This window comes from Nocardioides sp. NBC_00850, from assembly GCF_045207335.1.
GTDB lineage: Bacteria > Actinomycetota > Actinomycetes > Propionibacteriales > Nocardioidaceae > Nocardioides.
The window spans coordinates 3,871,928-3,887,514 of the sequence record NZ_CP108845.1; the positions used below are offsets into that span (position 1 = coordinate 3,871,928).

15 protein-coding genes are annotated in these 15,587 nt (G+C 69.4%); 7 read left to right on the forward strand and 8 right to left on the reverse strand.

What is annotated here, in order from left to right; all coding sequences use genetic code 11:
• Nucleotides 1-21: 21 nt before the first annotated feature.
• Together OH802_RS18785 and OH802_RS18790 are read right to left on the reverse strand one after the other, a co-directional pair.
• Entirely contained in the window at nucleotides 22-1,644 is a 1,623-nt protein-coding gene (locus OH802_RS18785; RefSeq protein ID WP_406020947.1) for a GMC family oxidoreductase, read from the reverse strand.
• A 2-nt stretch (nucleotides 1,645-1,646) separates the two neighbouring features.
• Entirely contained in the window at nucleotides 1,647-2,810 is a 1,164-nt protein-coding gene (locus OH802_RS18790; RefSeq protein ID WP_406020949.1) for a steroid 3-ketoacyl-CoA thiolase, read from the reverse strand.
• Nucleotides 2,811-3,010: 200 nt separating this feature from the next.
• On the opposite strand from OH802_RS18790, the gene OH802_RS18795 reads away from it, so the two are divergent.
• Entirely contained in the window at nucleotides 3,011-4,234 is a 1,224-nt protein-coding gene (locus OH802_RS18795; RefSeq protein ID WP_406020951.1) for a cytochrome P450, read from the forward strand.
• On the opposite strand, the gene OH802_RS18800 is transcribed toward OH802_RS18795, so the two are convergent.
• Genes OH802_RS18800 through OH802_RS18815 form a run of 4 tightly spaced genes read right to left on the reverse strand, consistent with a single transcriptional unit; the run spans nucleotide 4,225 to nucleotide 7,976 of the window.
• Nucleotides 4,225-4,731: a GNAT family N-acetyltransferase gene (locus OH802_RS18800; RefSeq protein ID WP_406020953.1), complete on the reverse strand. Its 507-nt coding sequence runs from the start codon at nucleotides 4,729-4,731 to the stop codon at nucleotides 4,225-4,227. The genes OH802_RS18795 and OH802_RS18800 overlap by 10 nt on opposite strands.
• A 53-nt stretch (nucleotides 4,732-4,784) precedes the next feature.
• Nucleotides 4,785-5,948 (reverse strand): thiolase domain-containing protein, encoded by a 1,164-nt coding sequence (locus tag OH802_RS18805; RefSeq protein WP_406020955.1) that lies wholly within the window; start codon nucleotides 5,946-5,948, stop codon nucleotides 4,785-4,787.
• A complete protein-coding gene (locus OH802_RS18810) occupies nucleotides 5,945-7,015 on the reverse strand; it encodes a thiolase domain-containing protein (protein WP_406020957.1) in 1,071 nt (356 codons plus the stop codon). Before OH802_RS18810 ends, OH802_RS18805 begins: the two co-directional genes overlap by 4 nt.
• A 10-nt stretch (nucleotides 7,016-7,025) precedes the next feature.
• Nucleotides 7,026-7,976: a Zn-ribbon domain-containing OB-fold protein gene (locus OH802_RS18815; RefSeq protein WP_406020959.1), complete on the reverse strand. Its 951-nt coding sequence runs from the start codon at nucleotides 7,974-7,976 to the stop codon at nucleotides 7,026-7,028.
• A 61-nt stretch (nucleotides 7,977-8,037) separates the two neighbouring features.
• On the opposite strand from OH802_RS18815, the gene OH802_RS18820 reads away from it, so the two are divergent.
• The 5 genes from OH802_RS18820 to fadD8 all read left to right on the forward strand — a co-directional run bounded on the left by OH802_RS18820 (nucleotide 8,038) and on the right by fadD8 (nucleotide 13,652).
• Nucleotides 8,038-9,087, forward strand: coding sequence for an LLM class F420-dependent oxidoreductase (locus OH802_RS18820; RefSeq protein ID WP_406020961.1), 1,050 nt, complete (start codon nucleotides 8,038-8,040; stop codon nucleotides 9,085-9,087).
• Between the two features lie 31 nt (nucleotides 9,088-9,118).
• A complete protein-coding gene (locus OH802_RS18825; RefSeq protein ID WP_406020963.1) occupies nucleotides 9,119-9,976 on the forward strand; it encodes an SDR family oxidoreductase in 858 nt (285 codons plus the stop codon).
• Nucleotides 9,973-11,199, forward strand: a complete 1,227-nt coding sequence (locus OH802_RS18830; RefSeq protein ID WP_406020965.1) for an NADH:flavin oxidoreductase — start codon at nucleotides 9,973-9,975, stop codon at nucleotides 11,197-11,199. The genes OH802_RS18825 and OH802_RS18830 overlap by 4 nt, the downstream gene beginning before the upstream one ends.
• A 91-nt stretch (nucleotides 11,200-11,290) precedes the next feature.
• Entirely contained in the window at nucleotides 11,291-12,007 is a 717-nt protein-coding gene (locus OH802_RS18835) for a PaaI family thioesterase (RefSeq protein ID WP_406020967.1), read from the forward strand.
• Nucleotides 12,008-12,074: 67 nt separating this feature from the next.
• Complete coding sequence (gene fadD8 / locus OH802_RS18840; protein WP_406020969.1) at nucleotides 12,075-13,652, forward strand: fatty-acid--CoA ligase FadD8; 1,578 nt, start codon at nucleotides 12,075-12,077, stop codon at nucleotides 13,650-13,652.
• A 6-nt stretch (nucleotides 13,653-13,658) separates the two neighbouring features.
• Here fadD8 and OH802_RS18845 read toward each other — a convergent pair whose 3' ends face one another.
• A complete protein-coding gene (locus OH802_RS18845; RefSeq protein ID WP_406020971.1) occupies nucleotides 13,659-14,237 on the reverse strand; it encodes a dihydrofolate reductase family protein in 579 nt (192 codons plus the stop codon).
• 11 nt (nucleotides 14,238-14,248) lie between these two features.
• Here OH802_RS18845 and OH802_RS18850 point away from each other — a divergent pair, with 11 nt between their 5' ends.
• Nucleotides 14,249-14,734, forward strand: coding sequence for a hypothetical protein (locus tag OH802_RS18850; protein ID WP_406020973.1), 486 nt, complete (start codon nucleotides 14,249-14,251; stop codon nucleotides 14,732-14,734).
• Between the two features lie 7 nt (nucleotides 14,735-14,741).
• Here the strand turns inward: OH802_RS18850 and OH802_RS18855 are convergent, their stop codons facing one another.
• Nucleotides 14,742-15,545 carry a crotonase/enoyl-CoA hydratase family protein gene (locus tag OH802_RS18855; RefSeq protein ID WP_406020975.1) on the reverse strand — a complete coding sequence of 268 codons (804 nt, stop codon included), beginning with the start codon at nucleotides 15,543-15,545 and terminating at the stop codon, nucleotides 14,742-14,744.
• Nucleotides 15,546-15,587: the final 42 nt, after the last annotated feature.

The window sequence follows — 15,587 nt, forward strand, 5'->3', positions numbered from 1 at the left end:
CAGCGGTTGTCGAGGACGGCTCTACAGATTTTCGTCGAGAATGAAGGTCGCGCAACGGTCACCGATCATGACCGCGGGAGCGTTGGTGTTGCCGCCGATGATCGACGGCATGATCGAGGCGTCGGCGACGCGGAGGCCGTCGATGCCGCGTACGCGGAGCTGCGGGTCGACCACGGCGCGCTCGTCGACGCCCATCCGGCAGGAGCCGACACCGTGGTAGATCGAGGTCGCGCGGTTGGTGACCTCGTCCTTCATCGCCTCGGCGTCGATCGCCTTGCCGGGGTGGATCTCCGACTTGACCTGGTCGCCGAAGGCCGGGGCGGCCATGATCTCGCGGATCATCTCCACGCCCTCGAGCAGGACGCGCTTGTCGTCGGGCTCGGCGAGGTAGTTGAAGTCGATCAGCGGCTCGGCGGTCGGGTCCGCGTTGCGCAGCCGCAGCGTTCCGCGCGAGCGCGGGTAGATCAGCGACGACATCACCGTCAGCGCCGCCCGCGGGTCGACCTCGTGGCGGATCGGCGCATCCTGGTTGGGGGAGGGGTAGGCCCAGGGGAGCACGTGCAGCTGCAGGTCGGGTACGTCGGTGGCCAGCGAGGTGCGTACGAAGCCGACCGTCTCGAAGACGGTGTGGCCGAGGATCGACCTGCCGACCGTCTGCTCCTTGAGGACCGCCTTGCCGAAGTAGCCGGCGGTGCCGTGGTGCAGCGCGGTCGGCATCTCCCAGGTGGTCGGCACGAACATGTGGTCGTGCAGGTTGTCGCCGACCGGCAGGTCGTGGACGGTCTGGATCCCGTGCTCGGCGAGGTGGGCGGAATGACCTATTCCGGAGAGCATCAGCAGCTGCGCGGAGCCGAAGACGCCCGCGGAGACGATGACCTCCCGGGTTGCCGAGATCGTCTGCGGGCCCTGCCTGGTGAGGATCTCGACGCCCTTCGCACGGCCGTTCTCGATCACGATCCTCGAGACGTGCACCTGGGTGAGCGTGGTCAGGCTCGGCAGCTCCTGGTCGTGAAGGTAGCCCCGCGAGGCCGAGTAGCGCAGCCCGTCGATCGCGCTCTGCTGGAACGTCGAGACGCCTTCCTGCTCGGCGCCGTTGTAGTCATCGAGCACCTTCACGTCGAGGGTCTCGGCTGCGGCGCGCTGGAAGGAGAGCGACGCCTCGGTCGGCCGCGGGTGCTTCATGACCTTGATCGGCCCGCCTGTGCCGCGGTAGTCGGAGCCACCGCCCTCGTAGTCCTCGACCCGTCGGTACGCCTCGTTGACCGAGTCCGCGTCCCAGCCGGTGTTGCCCTCGGCCGCCCAGGCGTCGTAGTTGGCCCGGTTGCCCCGGACCCACAGCAGGCCGTTGATGGAGGAGGAGCCGCCGAGCACCTTGCCGCGCGGCTGGGGGAGCTCGCGGTTGCGGGCGTGCTGCTGGGGGACCGTGTGGTAGCCCCAGTCGACGAGCTTCTTCAGCCGCGGCTCGGCGTGGAGCGGGCCGATCATGCCTGGCTTGGTCACCAGGTAGTTGCGCCTGTCGTTCTTCCCGGCCTCGAGGAGGATGACCGACTTGCCGGCCGCGGCCAGGCGGCCGGCGACGGCACAGCCGGCCGAGCCGGCGCCGACGACGACGTACTCGGCCTCGGTGAGTTTGGACTTGGGCACGATCAGATCCTCTCGATGATCGTCGCGGTGGCCTGAGCGCCACCGGCGCACATCGAGACCAGCGCGGTGCTGGCGTCGCGACGCTCGAGCTCGTGCAGCGCCGCGGTGAGCAGACGGGTGCCGGTCGAGCCGACCGGGTGACCGAGCGCGATCGCGCCGCCGTTGACGTTGATCTTCTCCTCGGGGACCTGATGCACCTTGGCCCAGGACATGACGACGCCGGCGAAGGCCTCGTTGACCTCGGCGATGTCGATGTCGCCGATCGTCATCCCGGTGTCCTTCAGCGCCTTCTCGGTCGCCTGGACGGGGCCGTCGAGGTGGTAGTAGGGGTCGGATCCGACCAGGTTGGAGGTGACGATCCGGGCCCGAGGCTTGAGCCCGAGCGAGGCGGCGACGGCCGAATCCATCAGCAGCAGCGCCGAGGCGCCGTCGGAGATCTGCGAGGAGGTGCCGGCGGTGTGGGTGCCGCCCTCGAGCACCGGACTGAGCCCGGCCAGCTTCTCGAGCGAGGTGTCGCGGATGCCCTGGTCCTCGGTGACGGTGCGTACCTCTCCGGTGGGCTTGCCCTCGTCGTCGAGCATGGGGGCTTCGACGGCGAAGATCTGGCTCTTGAAGTGGCCGGCGTCGCGCGCCTGGCGCGCCTTGACCTGCGACCACAGGCCGAACTCGTCGACCTCGTTGCGGGAGAACCCGCGGTTCTTCACGATCCGGTCGGCGCCCTCGAACTGGTTGGGCAGATCGATGTTCCAGTCTGCGGGACGGGGATCGCCGGCGCCCTTGGGCACGTTGGCGCCCAGCGGGATGCGTGACATCGACTCGATGCCGCAGGCGATGCCGACCTTGATCTGGTCGGAGGCGATCATCGCGTTGATCAGGTGCGTGGCCTGCTGGGCCGAGGAGCACTGCGCGTCGATGACGGTGGACCCGGTGTGGATCGGCAGGCCCGCGTGGAGCCAGGCACGACGGACCATGTTGTTGGACTGCTCGCCGGCCTGGGAGACGCAACCGCCGATGACCTGATCCACCAGGTCAGGGTCGATCCCGGCGCGCTTGAGCACCTCGACCTGGGCGGCGCCGAGCAGGACGCCCGGGTGCAGGCCCGCGAGCCAGCCCTTGCGCTTGCCGATGGGGGTACGGACGGCTTCGACGATGACGGGCGTGCCCATGGAACCTCGCTCTTCGGGGGTTTCGACAAGTCGCTGGTGCGCGGGCGCGCACCGCCACGCCTGATGACGTGACACCGGTTACACTCGATTGTTCCAAAGTAGAACGTGTTCTCGTTTGGCGCAACCCTTGTGTGATGCTGGGCACTGTGTGAACATAAACTAGAACGTGTTACAGAAAAAGACCTCGAAGGAGCACACCCGTGACCGCTCTCCCCGTGGATTTCGATCCGACTGATCCCGTGCTCAACGAGGAGCGCGTCCCGCTCCAGGAGTTTCTCGAGCTCCGCAAGTCCGCCCCGGTGTGGTGGGTGGAGCAGACGCCGGAGGCACGCGCTGGCTTCCTCGACACCGGGTTCTGGGCGGTGAGCAAGCACGAGGACATCCTTGCCGTCTCCAAGGACAGCGAGAACTTCGGCACCAACGAGAACGGTGTGATCATCCGGTTCGCGCCCGACATGACCCGCGAGCAGGTCGAGCTGCAACGCGCGATGCTGATCCACCACGATGCGCCCGACCACACCAAGCTGCGCCAGATCATCAGTCGCGGGTTCACGCCGCGTGCGATCAACGCTCTCAAGGACCGTCTGGTCGAGCGGGCACACAGCATCGTCGACGACGCCCTGGCCAAGGGCGAGGGCGACTTCGTCGCCGAGGTCGCCGCCGAGCTCCCGCTCCAGGCGATCGCCGAGCTGCTCGGCGTCCCGCAGGAGGACCGGCGCAAGCTCTTCGACTGGTCCAACCAGATGCTCGCCTACGACGACCCGGAGTACAACGCGGACCCCGAGGCCGCCTCCATCGAGATCCTGACGTACGCCATGACGCTGGCCGCCGAGCGCAAGGCGGACCCCAAGGACGACATCATCTCCAAGCTCGTCAACGCCGAGCTGGAGGGCGGGGCGCTGGGCGATGACGAGTTCGGCTTCTTCGTCATCCTGCTCGCGGTCGCCGGCAACGAGACCACCCGCAACGCGATCTCCCACGGCATGCAGGCCTTCTTCGACAACCCCGACCAGTGGGAGCTGTGGAAGAAGGAGCGCCCCGACACGATGGTCGACGAGGTGATCCGCTGGGCCACCCCGGTCACCGTCTTCCAGCGTACGGCGCTCAACGACGTCGAGGTCGGTGGCCAGCTCGTCAAGAAGGGCCAGCGCGTCGGCATCTTCTACGCCTCCGGCAACCACGACGAAGACGTCTTCGACGACCCCGACACCTTCGACATCACCCGAGAGCACAACCCCCACCTCGCCTTCGGTGGCCACGGCGCCCACTACTGCATCGGCGCCAACCTGGCTCGGATGGAGGTGCGGATCATGTTCGACGTGATCGCCGACCGGATGCCCGACCTGAAGCCCAACGGCGCACCGCGCCGCCTGCGTCACGCGTGGATCAACGGCATCAAGGAGCTTCCGGTCACCTACGCCTGACCAGGGATCTTCACATTGGAGAAGTGGGGCCGGCGAAACGGATAATTCGCCGGCACCCACTTCTTCAGCGCTTCGTGGACCACCTCGTAGAGCCCCTGCTCGTACGCCTCGGTGGTCACCCACCAGCTGACGTCGACGTCGTAGGCGGCCAGCTCCTCGCTCAGCTCCTGCCGGACACCCAGCGGGTAGAGATAGGCACACCCGACGTAGCCGAGCCCGGGCGTCTCCAGGACGTAGGAGAACGACTTGTTCTCCTTCCACTCGCCCTCATGCCAGACCAGGTCGATGTAGTCGTCCTCCTCCGACGTCGGCCCCTCCGGCCACCCGCCACCTCTGGTCGCGTTGATCAGGTCGCGGTCGGCGTTGATGGCGCGTACGTCATCGGCCAGGCACTCACGCGACAGCGGCCGCGCCGTCAGGTCGCCGTGGGTGAGCACCCGCGGCGCCTCGAACCCGTCGGGGACGACCAGCAGCTTGCTGAACCCTGCGTAGCTCATGCACACGAACGATAGGGCCCGGCGAGGAACGCCGGGCCCTATCGGTGGGTGTCTCAGTTCGAGGGTGGCTGCGACCCCACGACCCACATGGAGAAGAACTGCGACCCGCCGCCGTAGGCGTGCCCGAGTGCGCGTCGGGCGCCGCCGACCTGATGCTCGCCGGCCCGGCCCCTGACCTGCAGGGCGGCCTCGGCGAAGCGGAGCATGCCGGAGGCGCCGATGGGGTTGGAGGAGAGTACGCCGCCGCTCATGTTGACCGGGAGGCTGCCGTCGAGGGCGGTCTCGCCGGCCTCGGTGAGCTTCCAGCCAGAGCCCTCGGCGGCGAAGCCGAGGTTCTCGAGCCACATCGGCTCGAACCAGGCGAACGGCACGTAGATCTCGGCACAGTCGATCTCACGGGCCGGGTCGGTGATCCCGGTCGCCTTCCACAGTGCGGCCGCGGCCTCGCGGCCCGCCTGCGGGTTGACTTGGTCGCGTTCGGCGGCCGAGGTGGGCTCGGAGCGCATCACGGTGCCATGGATCCAGGCGGGCGCCTCGTACGTCTTGGCGACGTCCTCGGCGGCGATCACCATCGCGCAGGCACCGTCGGAGGACGGGCAGGTCTCGTCGTAGTGGATCGGGTCCCAGAGCATCTGCGAGGCCAGGACCGACTCGACCGTGGTGCCTTCGTTGTGGAGGTGCGCGTAGGGGTTCTTCAGCGCGTTGTTGCGATCCTTGGCCGCCACGATGGCGCCGATGTGCGAGGGCGCCTCGGAGCGGCGGATGTAGGAGCGTACGTGCGGAGCGAAGTAGCCGCCGGCGCCGGCGTGCACCGGCATCACGAACGGAATCGGCACCGAGAGCGCCCACATCGCGTTGGACTCCGACTGCTTCTCGAAGGCGACGGTGAGGACCTTTTTGTGTACGCCGGCCTGCACCAGCGAGGAGGCGACGATGGCGGTCGAGCCGCCCACCGAGCCGGCGGTGTGCACCCGGAGCAGCGGCTTGCCGGCCGCGCCCAGCGCCTCGGCGAGGTAGAGCTCGGGCATCATCACGCCCTCGAACAGGTCCGGTGCCTTGCCGATGACGATGGCGTCGACCTCGTCCAGGGTCAGCCCGGCGTCCTCGAGGGCCCGGTCCATGGCCTCACGGCACAGCCCGGCCATCGAGACGTCCTCGCGCTTGGCGCGGTGGTGGGTCTGGCCGATCCCGATCACGGCCGCGGGAACCTTGCTCACTTGCCACTCCCGTTCTCTTGGGCTTCCATCACGCACACGAGGTTCTGCTGCAGTGCCGGACCGCTGGTCGCGTGGCCGAGCACCTTGTCGGCCGACCCGTCCCAGATCCGCTTGGCTGCCTCGCCGATCCGGATCGCGCCGGCGCTGAACATCGGGTTGGCGGCGAGCGCACCACCCGAAGGACTGATCTGTACGTCGTCACCCAGCCCGAGCGCCGAGCGCAGGACGAGTTCCTGGTGGCTGAACGGCGCGTGCAGCTCGGCGACCTGGACGCCCGCGGTGCCGCCCACGGCGGTAGCTGCCCGCTGGGCCGATCCGGAGATCGTCAGGTCGCGCGTGCCGAGGTGGAGACCGTCGGAGCTGTGCGCGATGCCAGTGATCCAGGCCGGACGCTGGTTGGCGTCGTACGCCCGGTCGCCGGCGGCGAGCACGATCGCGGCCGCGCCGTCGGTCACCGGAGCGCAGTCGTGCTTGCGCAGCGGGTCGGCGAACATCGGCCGGGCGAGCAGCTCGCTCACCGAGGAGCCACCGGCCCGGACGGCGTACTCGTTCTTTTCCGCATCGGTCAGCGACCGGTTGACGACCTCGGCCAGCGCGGCCTCGTCCCAGAGCCCGGCGTCGAGCCCGAGGCGCGCCTGGAGCGCGGCCAGGGAGACGGTGTCGGGCCACAGCGGCGTCATCGTGTAGGGGTCGAGCTGCAGCGACAGCGTACGGCGCAGCACGCCGGCCGACGCCTTGCCGAAACCGAAGACCAGCGCGGTGTCGACCTCGCCGGTCTGGATCTTGATCCAGGCCTCGTAGAGGGCCCAGGCGGCGTCCATCTCGACGTGCGACTCGTTGACCGGAGGCAGCACCCCGATCGCGTCGATCGCGCTCACGAACGAGAACGATCGGCCGGCCAGGTAGTCGGAAGAGCCCGAGCACCAGAACCCGATGTCCTTCTTGGCCCATCCGGTCTGCTCGTAGCACTCGGCCAGGATCGGCACGAGCAGCTCGGCCATGCTCGGCGACCCGTCGAAGTCCTTCATCTGTCGCTGGGCGAACCCGACGACGGCAACGTCTCTCACTGAGCGCTCCTCACAGGTGGTGCTTGTAGCTGTCGAAGTCCGCGTCCGGCTCACCGGTCGGCGCGAAGTGGCTGATGTTCTCGATGCTGGTGCCCCACTCGTCGCGCGGCTTCCAGACCGCCTTTACCCGCATCCCCATCCGGACCTCTTCGGCCGGGATGTCCAAGATCAGGTGCTGCAGCGCGATGTCGGCGCCGTCGAGGAGGACGTACGCGGAGACGTACGGCGGTTTGATCTTCTGTCCCAGGAACGGGACGTTGACGACGCAGAAGGTGGTCACCGTGCCGACCTGGGAGAGCTCGATCTCCTCCGCGGTCGGCACCCCGTCGGTCGGGCAGGCGCCGCGTGGCGGGACGTAGACCTTCCGGCACTTCGGGCACCGCTGGCCCAGAATCCGGCCTTCGGCCAGGCCGCGGAAGAACGATGACTCCTCCGGTGAGGCCGCATAGTGGTAGTCGAGGCTGACCGGGGTCACGATCAGGCTGACGTCCTCGCCTCCGGCGGGCGCCGGGGTGCCTGGCTGGTCGCCGCCGTCGGCCTCGAAGACGAGGTCGTTGACCGAGCCGGTGCGCTCCTCGGCCCATCTGGCTCGGACCCTCATCCCGGTCTCGATGTCGTCGGGGGAAGCGACGTCGACGGCATGCAGCCACGGGGTGTCGGCGCCGTCGATGGTGATCAGGGCGTACGCGAACGGCCTCTCGAACGGCTGTCCGGCGACGGGCTCGCTGACCCAGGTCCACGAGGTGACCGTGCCGGTGTCGGGGAGCTCGACGAACTCGGTGACCGCCTGGTGTGTGACCGGGTCGTACTCAGGGGGTGGGACGGCGACTCGACCGTCGCCGAGCCGGCCGCCGACGATGGTGGTGTCTCGCAGTCCGGTGAGGAAGCGGCCGATCACCGGGCCTGTGGATCTGGTGTAGTCGAAGGCGACCGTCACGGGTGCCTGCAGGGTGCGACTCATGACAGAAAGTGAAACACGTTCTAGTATTGGCCACAACCCGTAAGAGGCGACGAAGGAGTCGATGAGAGTGAAGTTGGGGCTACAGCTTGGCTACTGGGGAGCACAGCCACCGACCGGTGTCGGCGAGCTCGTCGCCGCCGCGGAGGAGGCCGGGTTCGATGCGATCTTCACCGCCGAGGCGTGGGGGAGCGATGCGCTGACGCCGCTGGCCTGGTGGGGCCGGGAGACGTCCCGGGTCCGTCTCGGCACCTCGATCGTGCAGATGTCCGGGCGTACGCCCACCTCGATCGCGATGCACGCGCTGACGCTCGACCATCTCTCGGGCGGCCGGTTCGTCCTCGGGCTCGGCGTGAGCGGTCCGCAGGTGGTCGAGGGGTGGTACGGCCAGCCGTTCGGCAAGCCGCTGGCCCGCACCCGTGAGGTCGTCTCGATCATCCGGCAGGTGCTTGCCCGGGAGGCGCCGGTGACCAACGACGGGCCGCACTATCCGCTGCCCTTCACGGGCGAGGGCTCGGTCGGGCTCGGGAAGCCGCTCAAGCCGATCGTGCACCCGCTGCGCGCCGACATCCCGATCTGGCTGGGCGCCGAAGGCCCCAAGAACGTCGCCCAGACCGCCGAGATCGCCGACGGCTGGATCCCGATCTTCTACACCCCCAGGTCCGCTCCGATGTACGCCGACTGGCTGGCCGAGGGCTTCGCGCGACCTGGGGCGCGGCGTACGGCCGACGACTTCGAGATCGCCGCGACCTGCCACCTCCAGGTCGTCGCGGACGCGGAGGAGAAGCAGGCCGCGCTCGAGGCGATGAAGCCGTTCGCGGCCCTCTACATGGGCGGGATGGGCGCCAAGGAGCAGAACTTCCACAACCAGGTCTTCGAGCGGATGGGCTACGCCGAGCTCGCCGGGCAGGTCCAGGCGCTCTACCTGACCGGCGACAAGACCCAGGCCACCGCCCTCATCCCCGACGAGCTCGTCGACGACCTGCACATCATCGGCACCGAGGACGAGGTACGCGACAAGGTGGCGCAGTGGGAGGAGACCGGTGTGACGACCCTGCTGCTGAGCCTCGGCTCGGCCGCCGAGGTCCACCGCATCGCCGAGGTGCTCGGATGACGACGGCGCCCCTCTTGGGCGACGCCCGCTGATGGCGGTCTACGCCGTCACCGGATCGGCCTCGGGCATGGGGGCCGCGGTGGTCGAACGGCTCCTCGCCGCCGGAGACCGGGTCGTGACCGTCGACATCGCCGAAGCCGATGTCGTCGCCGACCTGTCGACAGCGGAGGGCCGTCGCGACGCCACCGAGAAGGTGCTCGCCGCCTGCGGTGGCCGGCTCGACGGCGCGGTCCTCGCAGCCGGGCTCGGGCCGGCGCCGGGGCGCGACCGGCCCGCGTTGATCACGCAGGTCAACTACCTCGGCGTCGTCGAGCTCCTCGAGGGCTGGCGCGAGGCGCTCGCCGTCACCGGGAACGCCAAGGTCGTGGTCTTCTCCAGCAACTCGACCACCACGATGCCTCTGATCCCGGCACGGGCGGTCGCGGCGCTGCTCGAGGGCGACGCGGAGCGGGCGCTGAAGGCGTACCGGATCTTCGGGAAGGGGGCGCCGGCGATGGCCTACGGCGCCTCGAAGGTCGCCGTGACCCGCTGGGTGCGGCGACGGGCGGTCGAGCCGGAGTGGGTGCGGGCCGGGATCCGGCTCAACGCGATCGCGCCGGGCGCGGTGCTGACGCCGCTGCTGGAGAAGCAGCTCGCGACGCCGGGGGAGGCGAAGGCGATCCGGTCGTTCCCGGTCCCGGCCGGCGGCTACGGCGACCCCGGGCTCCTCGCCGACTGGGTGATCCACATGCTCGGCCCGGCCGCGGACTTCATGGTCGGCAGCGTCGTCGTGGTCGACGGCGGCACCGACGCCTGGTTCCGGGCCGACGACTGGCCGCGGCCAGTGCCCGGCAGGCGGCTGCGGGGCTATCTGCGCAGGATGCGCGAGTTCAGGAAGGTGCGTCGATGACCGACTCGTCGACCGACCCGCTCGCTCCGGCGAGGCTGGGTCCGGTGACCCTGCGCAACCGGGTGATCAAGGCGGCGACCTTCGAGGGAGCCTCGCCCCGGGCGCTGGTCTCTGACCGGCTGATCGACTACCACCTCGCCGTCGCCGAGGGCGGCGTCGGGATGACCACGGTCGCCTATCTCGCGGTGTCCCCGGAGGGACGTACGCATGCCGACTGCATCTACTGGCGCCCGGAGGCGCTGGCCGGGCTGCGGCGGCTGACCGAGGAGGTCCACGCGACCGGCGCCAAGATCTCGGCCCAGATCGGTCACGCCGGTCCGGTGGCCAACGCCAAGTCCAACGGGGTGCCGTCGCTGGCGCCGACGCGGTCGTTCAACGCGCTGGGGATGGCGTTCAACCGCGCTGCGACCGCGGCGGACCTCGCCCGGGTCGTCGAGCAGCACGCGGACGCTGCCCGGATGGCGGTCGAGACCGGCTTCGACGCGATCGAGGTGCACTTGGGCCACAACTACCTGCCCAGCTCGTTTCTCAGCCCGCGCCTCAACCCGCGCACCGACGAGTTCGGCGGGTCGCTGGCCAACCGGGCCTCGTTCCCGCGCCGGATCCTGGCCGCGGTGCGGGAGGCGGCAGCCGAAGCAGGTGGCGGTCAGGTCGCCGTGCTGGCCAAGATGAACATGCGCGACGGCTACCGCGGCGGGTTCGACCTGCCGGAGTCGGTCGAGTTCGCGCGGCTGCTCGAGTCCGATGGCCACCTCGATGCACTCGAGCTCACCGGCGGCTCCTCGTTCATGAACCCGATGTATCTCTTCCGCGGAGATGCTCCCTACCGCGAGATGGCCGCCAACATGCCGCTGCACCCGGTGATCAGGATGGGCATGCGGATGGTGGGCAAGGGCTTCTTCAAGGAGTACCCCTACAAGCCGCTCTACTTCCTCGACAACGCCCGCGAGTTCCGCCGTGCGCTGAGCATGCCGCTGGTTCTCCTCGGCGGGGTCACAGACCTGACCGGGATGCGGACCGCGATGGACGAGGGCTTCGAGTACGTCGCGATGGCCCGCGCCCTGCTTCGCGAGCCGGACCTGGTCAACCGCCTCCGAGCCGATCCCTCGGCGGTGTCCCGATGCACCCACTGCAACCTGTGCATGTCGACCATCTATCCGGGGACCCACTGCCACCTCGATGCCGAGCACGTCTACGGTGAGGCCACGCCGTCGCCTCCGTAGCGCAAGCGCCAGAATACGGACGCGGCGGCGTGTTGTGCTGATGGTTCACTCGCTGACGCTCGCTCACCCGATCCAGGAGACGAGGACCTAGATGTCGATGCACTATGGACGAGCCCACCACCCGCAGGCTCCGGCCGGATACGTCCACGACGACATGACCGACGCTGAGGTCAAGGAGCGTGAGGCCACGCTGGTCCCGCTGACCGACTCGGTGCGCGGGCTCGTCGACGCCGTCGTACGCACCCAGGTCTCGGACTCGGTCCTCGATGACGTACGCCGCCGGGTCGAGGCGCTGACCGATGAGCTGCTCGCCGAGGCGCTGCCCGGCCCGCACGGGGTCCGGTTCGGGGCGGACGGCGGCTTCCGCAACTACGGCAACCCGGTGGTCGGGAAGGGCAACGCCTTCGCCCCGCCGCTGGAGGTCCAGCGCGACGGCGAGGACGTCTCGGCCGACTTTTCACTCGGGCCGGCCTACGAGGGCCCGCCAGGACTGGTCCACGGTGGTGTCTCGGCGCTGATCCTCGACCAGCTGCTCGGCGAGGCCGCCTCGGCGGGTGGTCGCCCCGGGATGACCGGCACCCTGACGATCGTCTACAAGCACGGGACCCCGCTGGGGCCGCTGCGCGGCGAGGCGCGGATCGCGTCGACCGAGGGAGTGAAGGCGGTCGTACGCGGCCGGCTGCTGACCCGGCCCGCCGACGGCTCCGAGCCGGTGGTGTGCGTCGAGGCCGAGGGAATCTTCATCCTGCCGCGCTGGGCACGCGAGGCGATGGCCGCCGCCGACCGGGACCACGTCGGCGACGCCTGATCGGCACCCGACGCAGCAGCCTTTCCCAGGGCTAGAACACGTTCTAGTTTCGCGGTAAGGTGCGGGCATGGATACCAGCCGCATCGGTCCCCACAACGGTCATCTGATGGTCTCGGCGCTGGAGCGCCACAAGAACCGTCCAATCATTCATCTCGGAGACGTGAGTCTGACCGGCGCGGAGGTGGCGGCGCGGATCAGCCAGTACGTCCAGGCCTTCGAGGCGCTCGGCGCCGGCACCGGCTCGGCGACCGCGTTGCTCGCGCTCAACCGCCCCGAGGTGCTCTTCATCCTCGGCGCCGGCCAGACCCAGGGATTCCAGCGCACGGCGCTGCACCCGCTGGGCAGCGCGGAGGACCAGGCGTACGTCATCAACGATGCCGGGATCACCGGTCTGATCATCGACCCGTACTTCGCCGATCGCGCCGTCGAGCTGCTGGAGATGTGCCCGGGGCTGAAGCGGGTGCTGACCATCGGGCCGGTCCCGCCGCAGCTGGCGGATGTCGGCGTCGATCTCGTCGCCGCCGCGGAGACCTATCCGGTCGAGCCGCTCGCGGCGAGGCTGCTCCCGCCCGACCACGTTACCTCGATCACCTATACCGGCGGGACGACCGGGAAGCCGAAGGGCGTGATCGGGCTGTCCGGGTCGTTCGCGACGATGACCCAGGTGCAGCTCTCGGAGTGGGAGTGGCCCGAGGCGCCCCGGTTCCTGATGTGCACACCGCTCTCGCACGCCGGTGCCGCCTTCTTCGTGCCCGTCGTGATCAAGGGCGGCACCCTCTTCGTGATGCCGAGGTTCGACCCGGCCGCCGTCCTGGAGACCATCGAGCGCGAGCGGATCTCCTCGCTGATGGTGGTCCCGACGATGCTGTACGCCCTCCTCGACCACCCGGACTCCCGCACCCGCGACCTGTCGTCGCTCGAGACCGTCTACTACGGCGCCTCCGCGATCAACCCGGTGCGCCTGGCGGAGGCGATCGGGCGGTTCGGGCCGATCTTCGCGCAGTACTACGGCCAGTCCGAGGCGCCGATGGCGATCACCTACTTCGCCAAGGGCGACCACGTCGACGCCGACGGGAAGCCGCTCACCCATCGGCTCACCTCCTGCGGCCGGCCGTCCGCCCTGGTCCGTACGGCCCTGCTCGACGCGGACGGTCAGCCGGTCGCTCCTGGCGAGCCCGGTGAGATCTGCGTCGCCGGACCGCTGCTCTCCGGTGGCTACTGGCAGCTGCCCGAGGTCACCGCCGAGACCTTCCGGGACGGCTGGATGCACACCGGCGACGTCGCCCGGGAGGACGAGGACGGCTTCTGGTACATCGTCGACCGCACCAAGGACATGATCGTCACCGGCGGCTTCAACGTCTTCCCCCGTGAGGTCGAGGATGTCATCGCGACCCATCCCGCAGTCGCCCAGGTCGCCGTCATCGGCACCTCGCACGAGAAGTTCGGCGAGGCCGTCACCGCCGTGGTCGTCCCTCGTCCCGACGCCGTCCTCTCGGACGAGGTCGTCGCCGAGATCCAGGCCCTGGTCAAGGAGCGGAAGGGCTCCGTCCATGCACCGAAGTCGGTCATCGAGATCGACGCGATCCCGATGACCGCCCTCGGCAAGCCGGACAAGAAGGCCCTCCGCGCCCGCTTCTCGCAGTGACGTACGTCAGGGGTAGCGCACCAGGTAGCGAAGGTGGGTCACCCCGCGCCCCTCGAGGCGCCGGGTGAGCTCGAGCTCGACGGGCCCGACGCCGTCGCCGGGAAAGAGCCGTCTGCCGGCGCCGAGGAGCACCGGCACCAGATGGATCTCGATCTCGTCGAGCTGGCGCGCGGCGAGGAGCGCCTGGGCGAGCCCGGCGCCGTGCGCCATGACGACCTTGTCGCCGGACGCCTGCCGGGCCTCGTCGGCGCACCGGTCGACGTCGGTGAAGTAGCGGGCGCTGCCCGGCGGGACGTCGTCGGGGTGATGGGTGAGCACGTGGATCGGCACGCCGTCGTGATGGTCGCCGCCCCAGCGGTCGGCGAGCTCATAGGTACGCCGCCCGGAGATCAGTGCCCCCGTGGCGAGGTACTCGCGATAGACGTCGCCGTTCACGCCGGCGCCGTGACGGTCGTCGAGCCAGTCGAAGATCCGCCCGCCACCCCGACCGAGCCCTTGGCCGTGGCGGTCGTCCGGCCCGGTCACGAAGCCGTCCAGGGTCATGGACATGGACAGACGGACGAGTGTGCGTGAGGTGCTGGACATGGATCCTCCTGGTGGGTGGTCAGGCACCGCGGACGGCGGCGCTCACCAACACCACGATCGGAGTCCTGTCGATCCGACACGATGAGCTCGGCGGTCCCGCTACGCTGCCTCCTGATGTCAGGCGCGTCGGCAACGGGCTATGGGGTCGTCGCCAAGACCCTGCACTGGCTGACCGTCGCCGCCTTCGTGCTGCAATTCGTGGTCGGCTACGCCATGTCGACAGAGACCGACTCGACCAGCCGGGGGAGGACCGCAGCGGCAGTGACACCTCCGACGCGGAGGAGGAGCGGATCGACCGCCTCGAAGAGGCCTGCGAGGCCCGGGTCGGCGACGAGGACTCGCTCGGCACTGCGTGGTCCGACCTGTGGGGCGGAAGCATCGCCGCCCACATCGCGTTCTTCGTCGCGCTCGGCGCCCATCTGCTGCTGGTGCTGCGGCGTGAGTTGCTTCCGCGGATGCTGCCAGGGGCTGCGTACGTCAGGAAGGGTGGGGTCTGACGGAGTCTCAGCGTCCCTTGAACTCGGGCTTGCGCTTCTCCAGGAAGGCCTTGGGGCCCTCCTTGGCATCCTCGGAGGCGAAGACGGCGGCGCCGACCTTGGCGTCGTCGGCCCAGGCCTCCTCCTCGTGCTTGCCCTCGGACTCGCGCATGGTGCGGAGGATCGCCTGGACGGCCAGAGGCCCGTTGGCGGCGATCATGTCGGCGAGCTCGTGGGCCTTCTCGAGCGCGGTGCCGTCGGGGACGACGTGGCCGATGAGGCCGAGCTCCTTGGCCTCGGGGGCGAGCAGCGTACGTCCGGTCAGGAGCAGCTCGGCGGCGACGGTGTAGGGGATCTGGCGGGGGAGACGGACCGCGGAGCCGCCCATCGGGTAGAGCGACCAGCGGGCCTCGGCGACGCCGAACTTGGCCGACTCGCCGGCGACCCGGATGTCGGTGCCCTGCAGGATCTCGGTGCCGCCGGCGATGGCGGGACCCTCGACGGCGGCGATCAGCGGCTTGGTGAGCCGGAAGCCCTTGAGCAGGCCCTTGATCACCGTCGGGTCGAAGCCCTCCTCGAACGACTCCGAGGGCGGCTTCTCGTCGGCCTTCTTCAGGTCCATCCCGGCACAGAAGTAGCCACCCGCGCCGGTCAGGATGCAGACCCGGATCTCGGGGTCCGAGTTCACCCGGTCCCAGGCGTCCTCCATGATCCGCAGCATCTCGGAGGAGAGGGCGTTGCGGCGCTCGGGACGGTTCATCGTGACGATGAGCTTGTGGCCGTCCTGCTCGACGATCGCGTGCGGCTGAGCAGAAGATTCTGTGATCGGCATAACATCAGACCCTAGCGGAAAACTGAAACGTGTTCTAGTCTC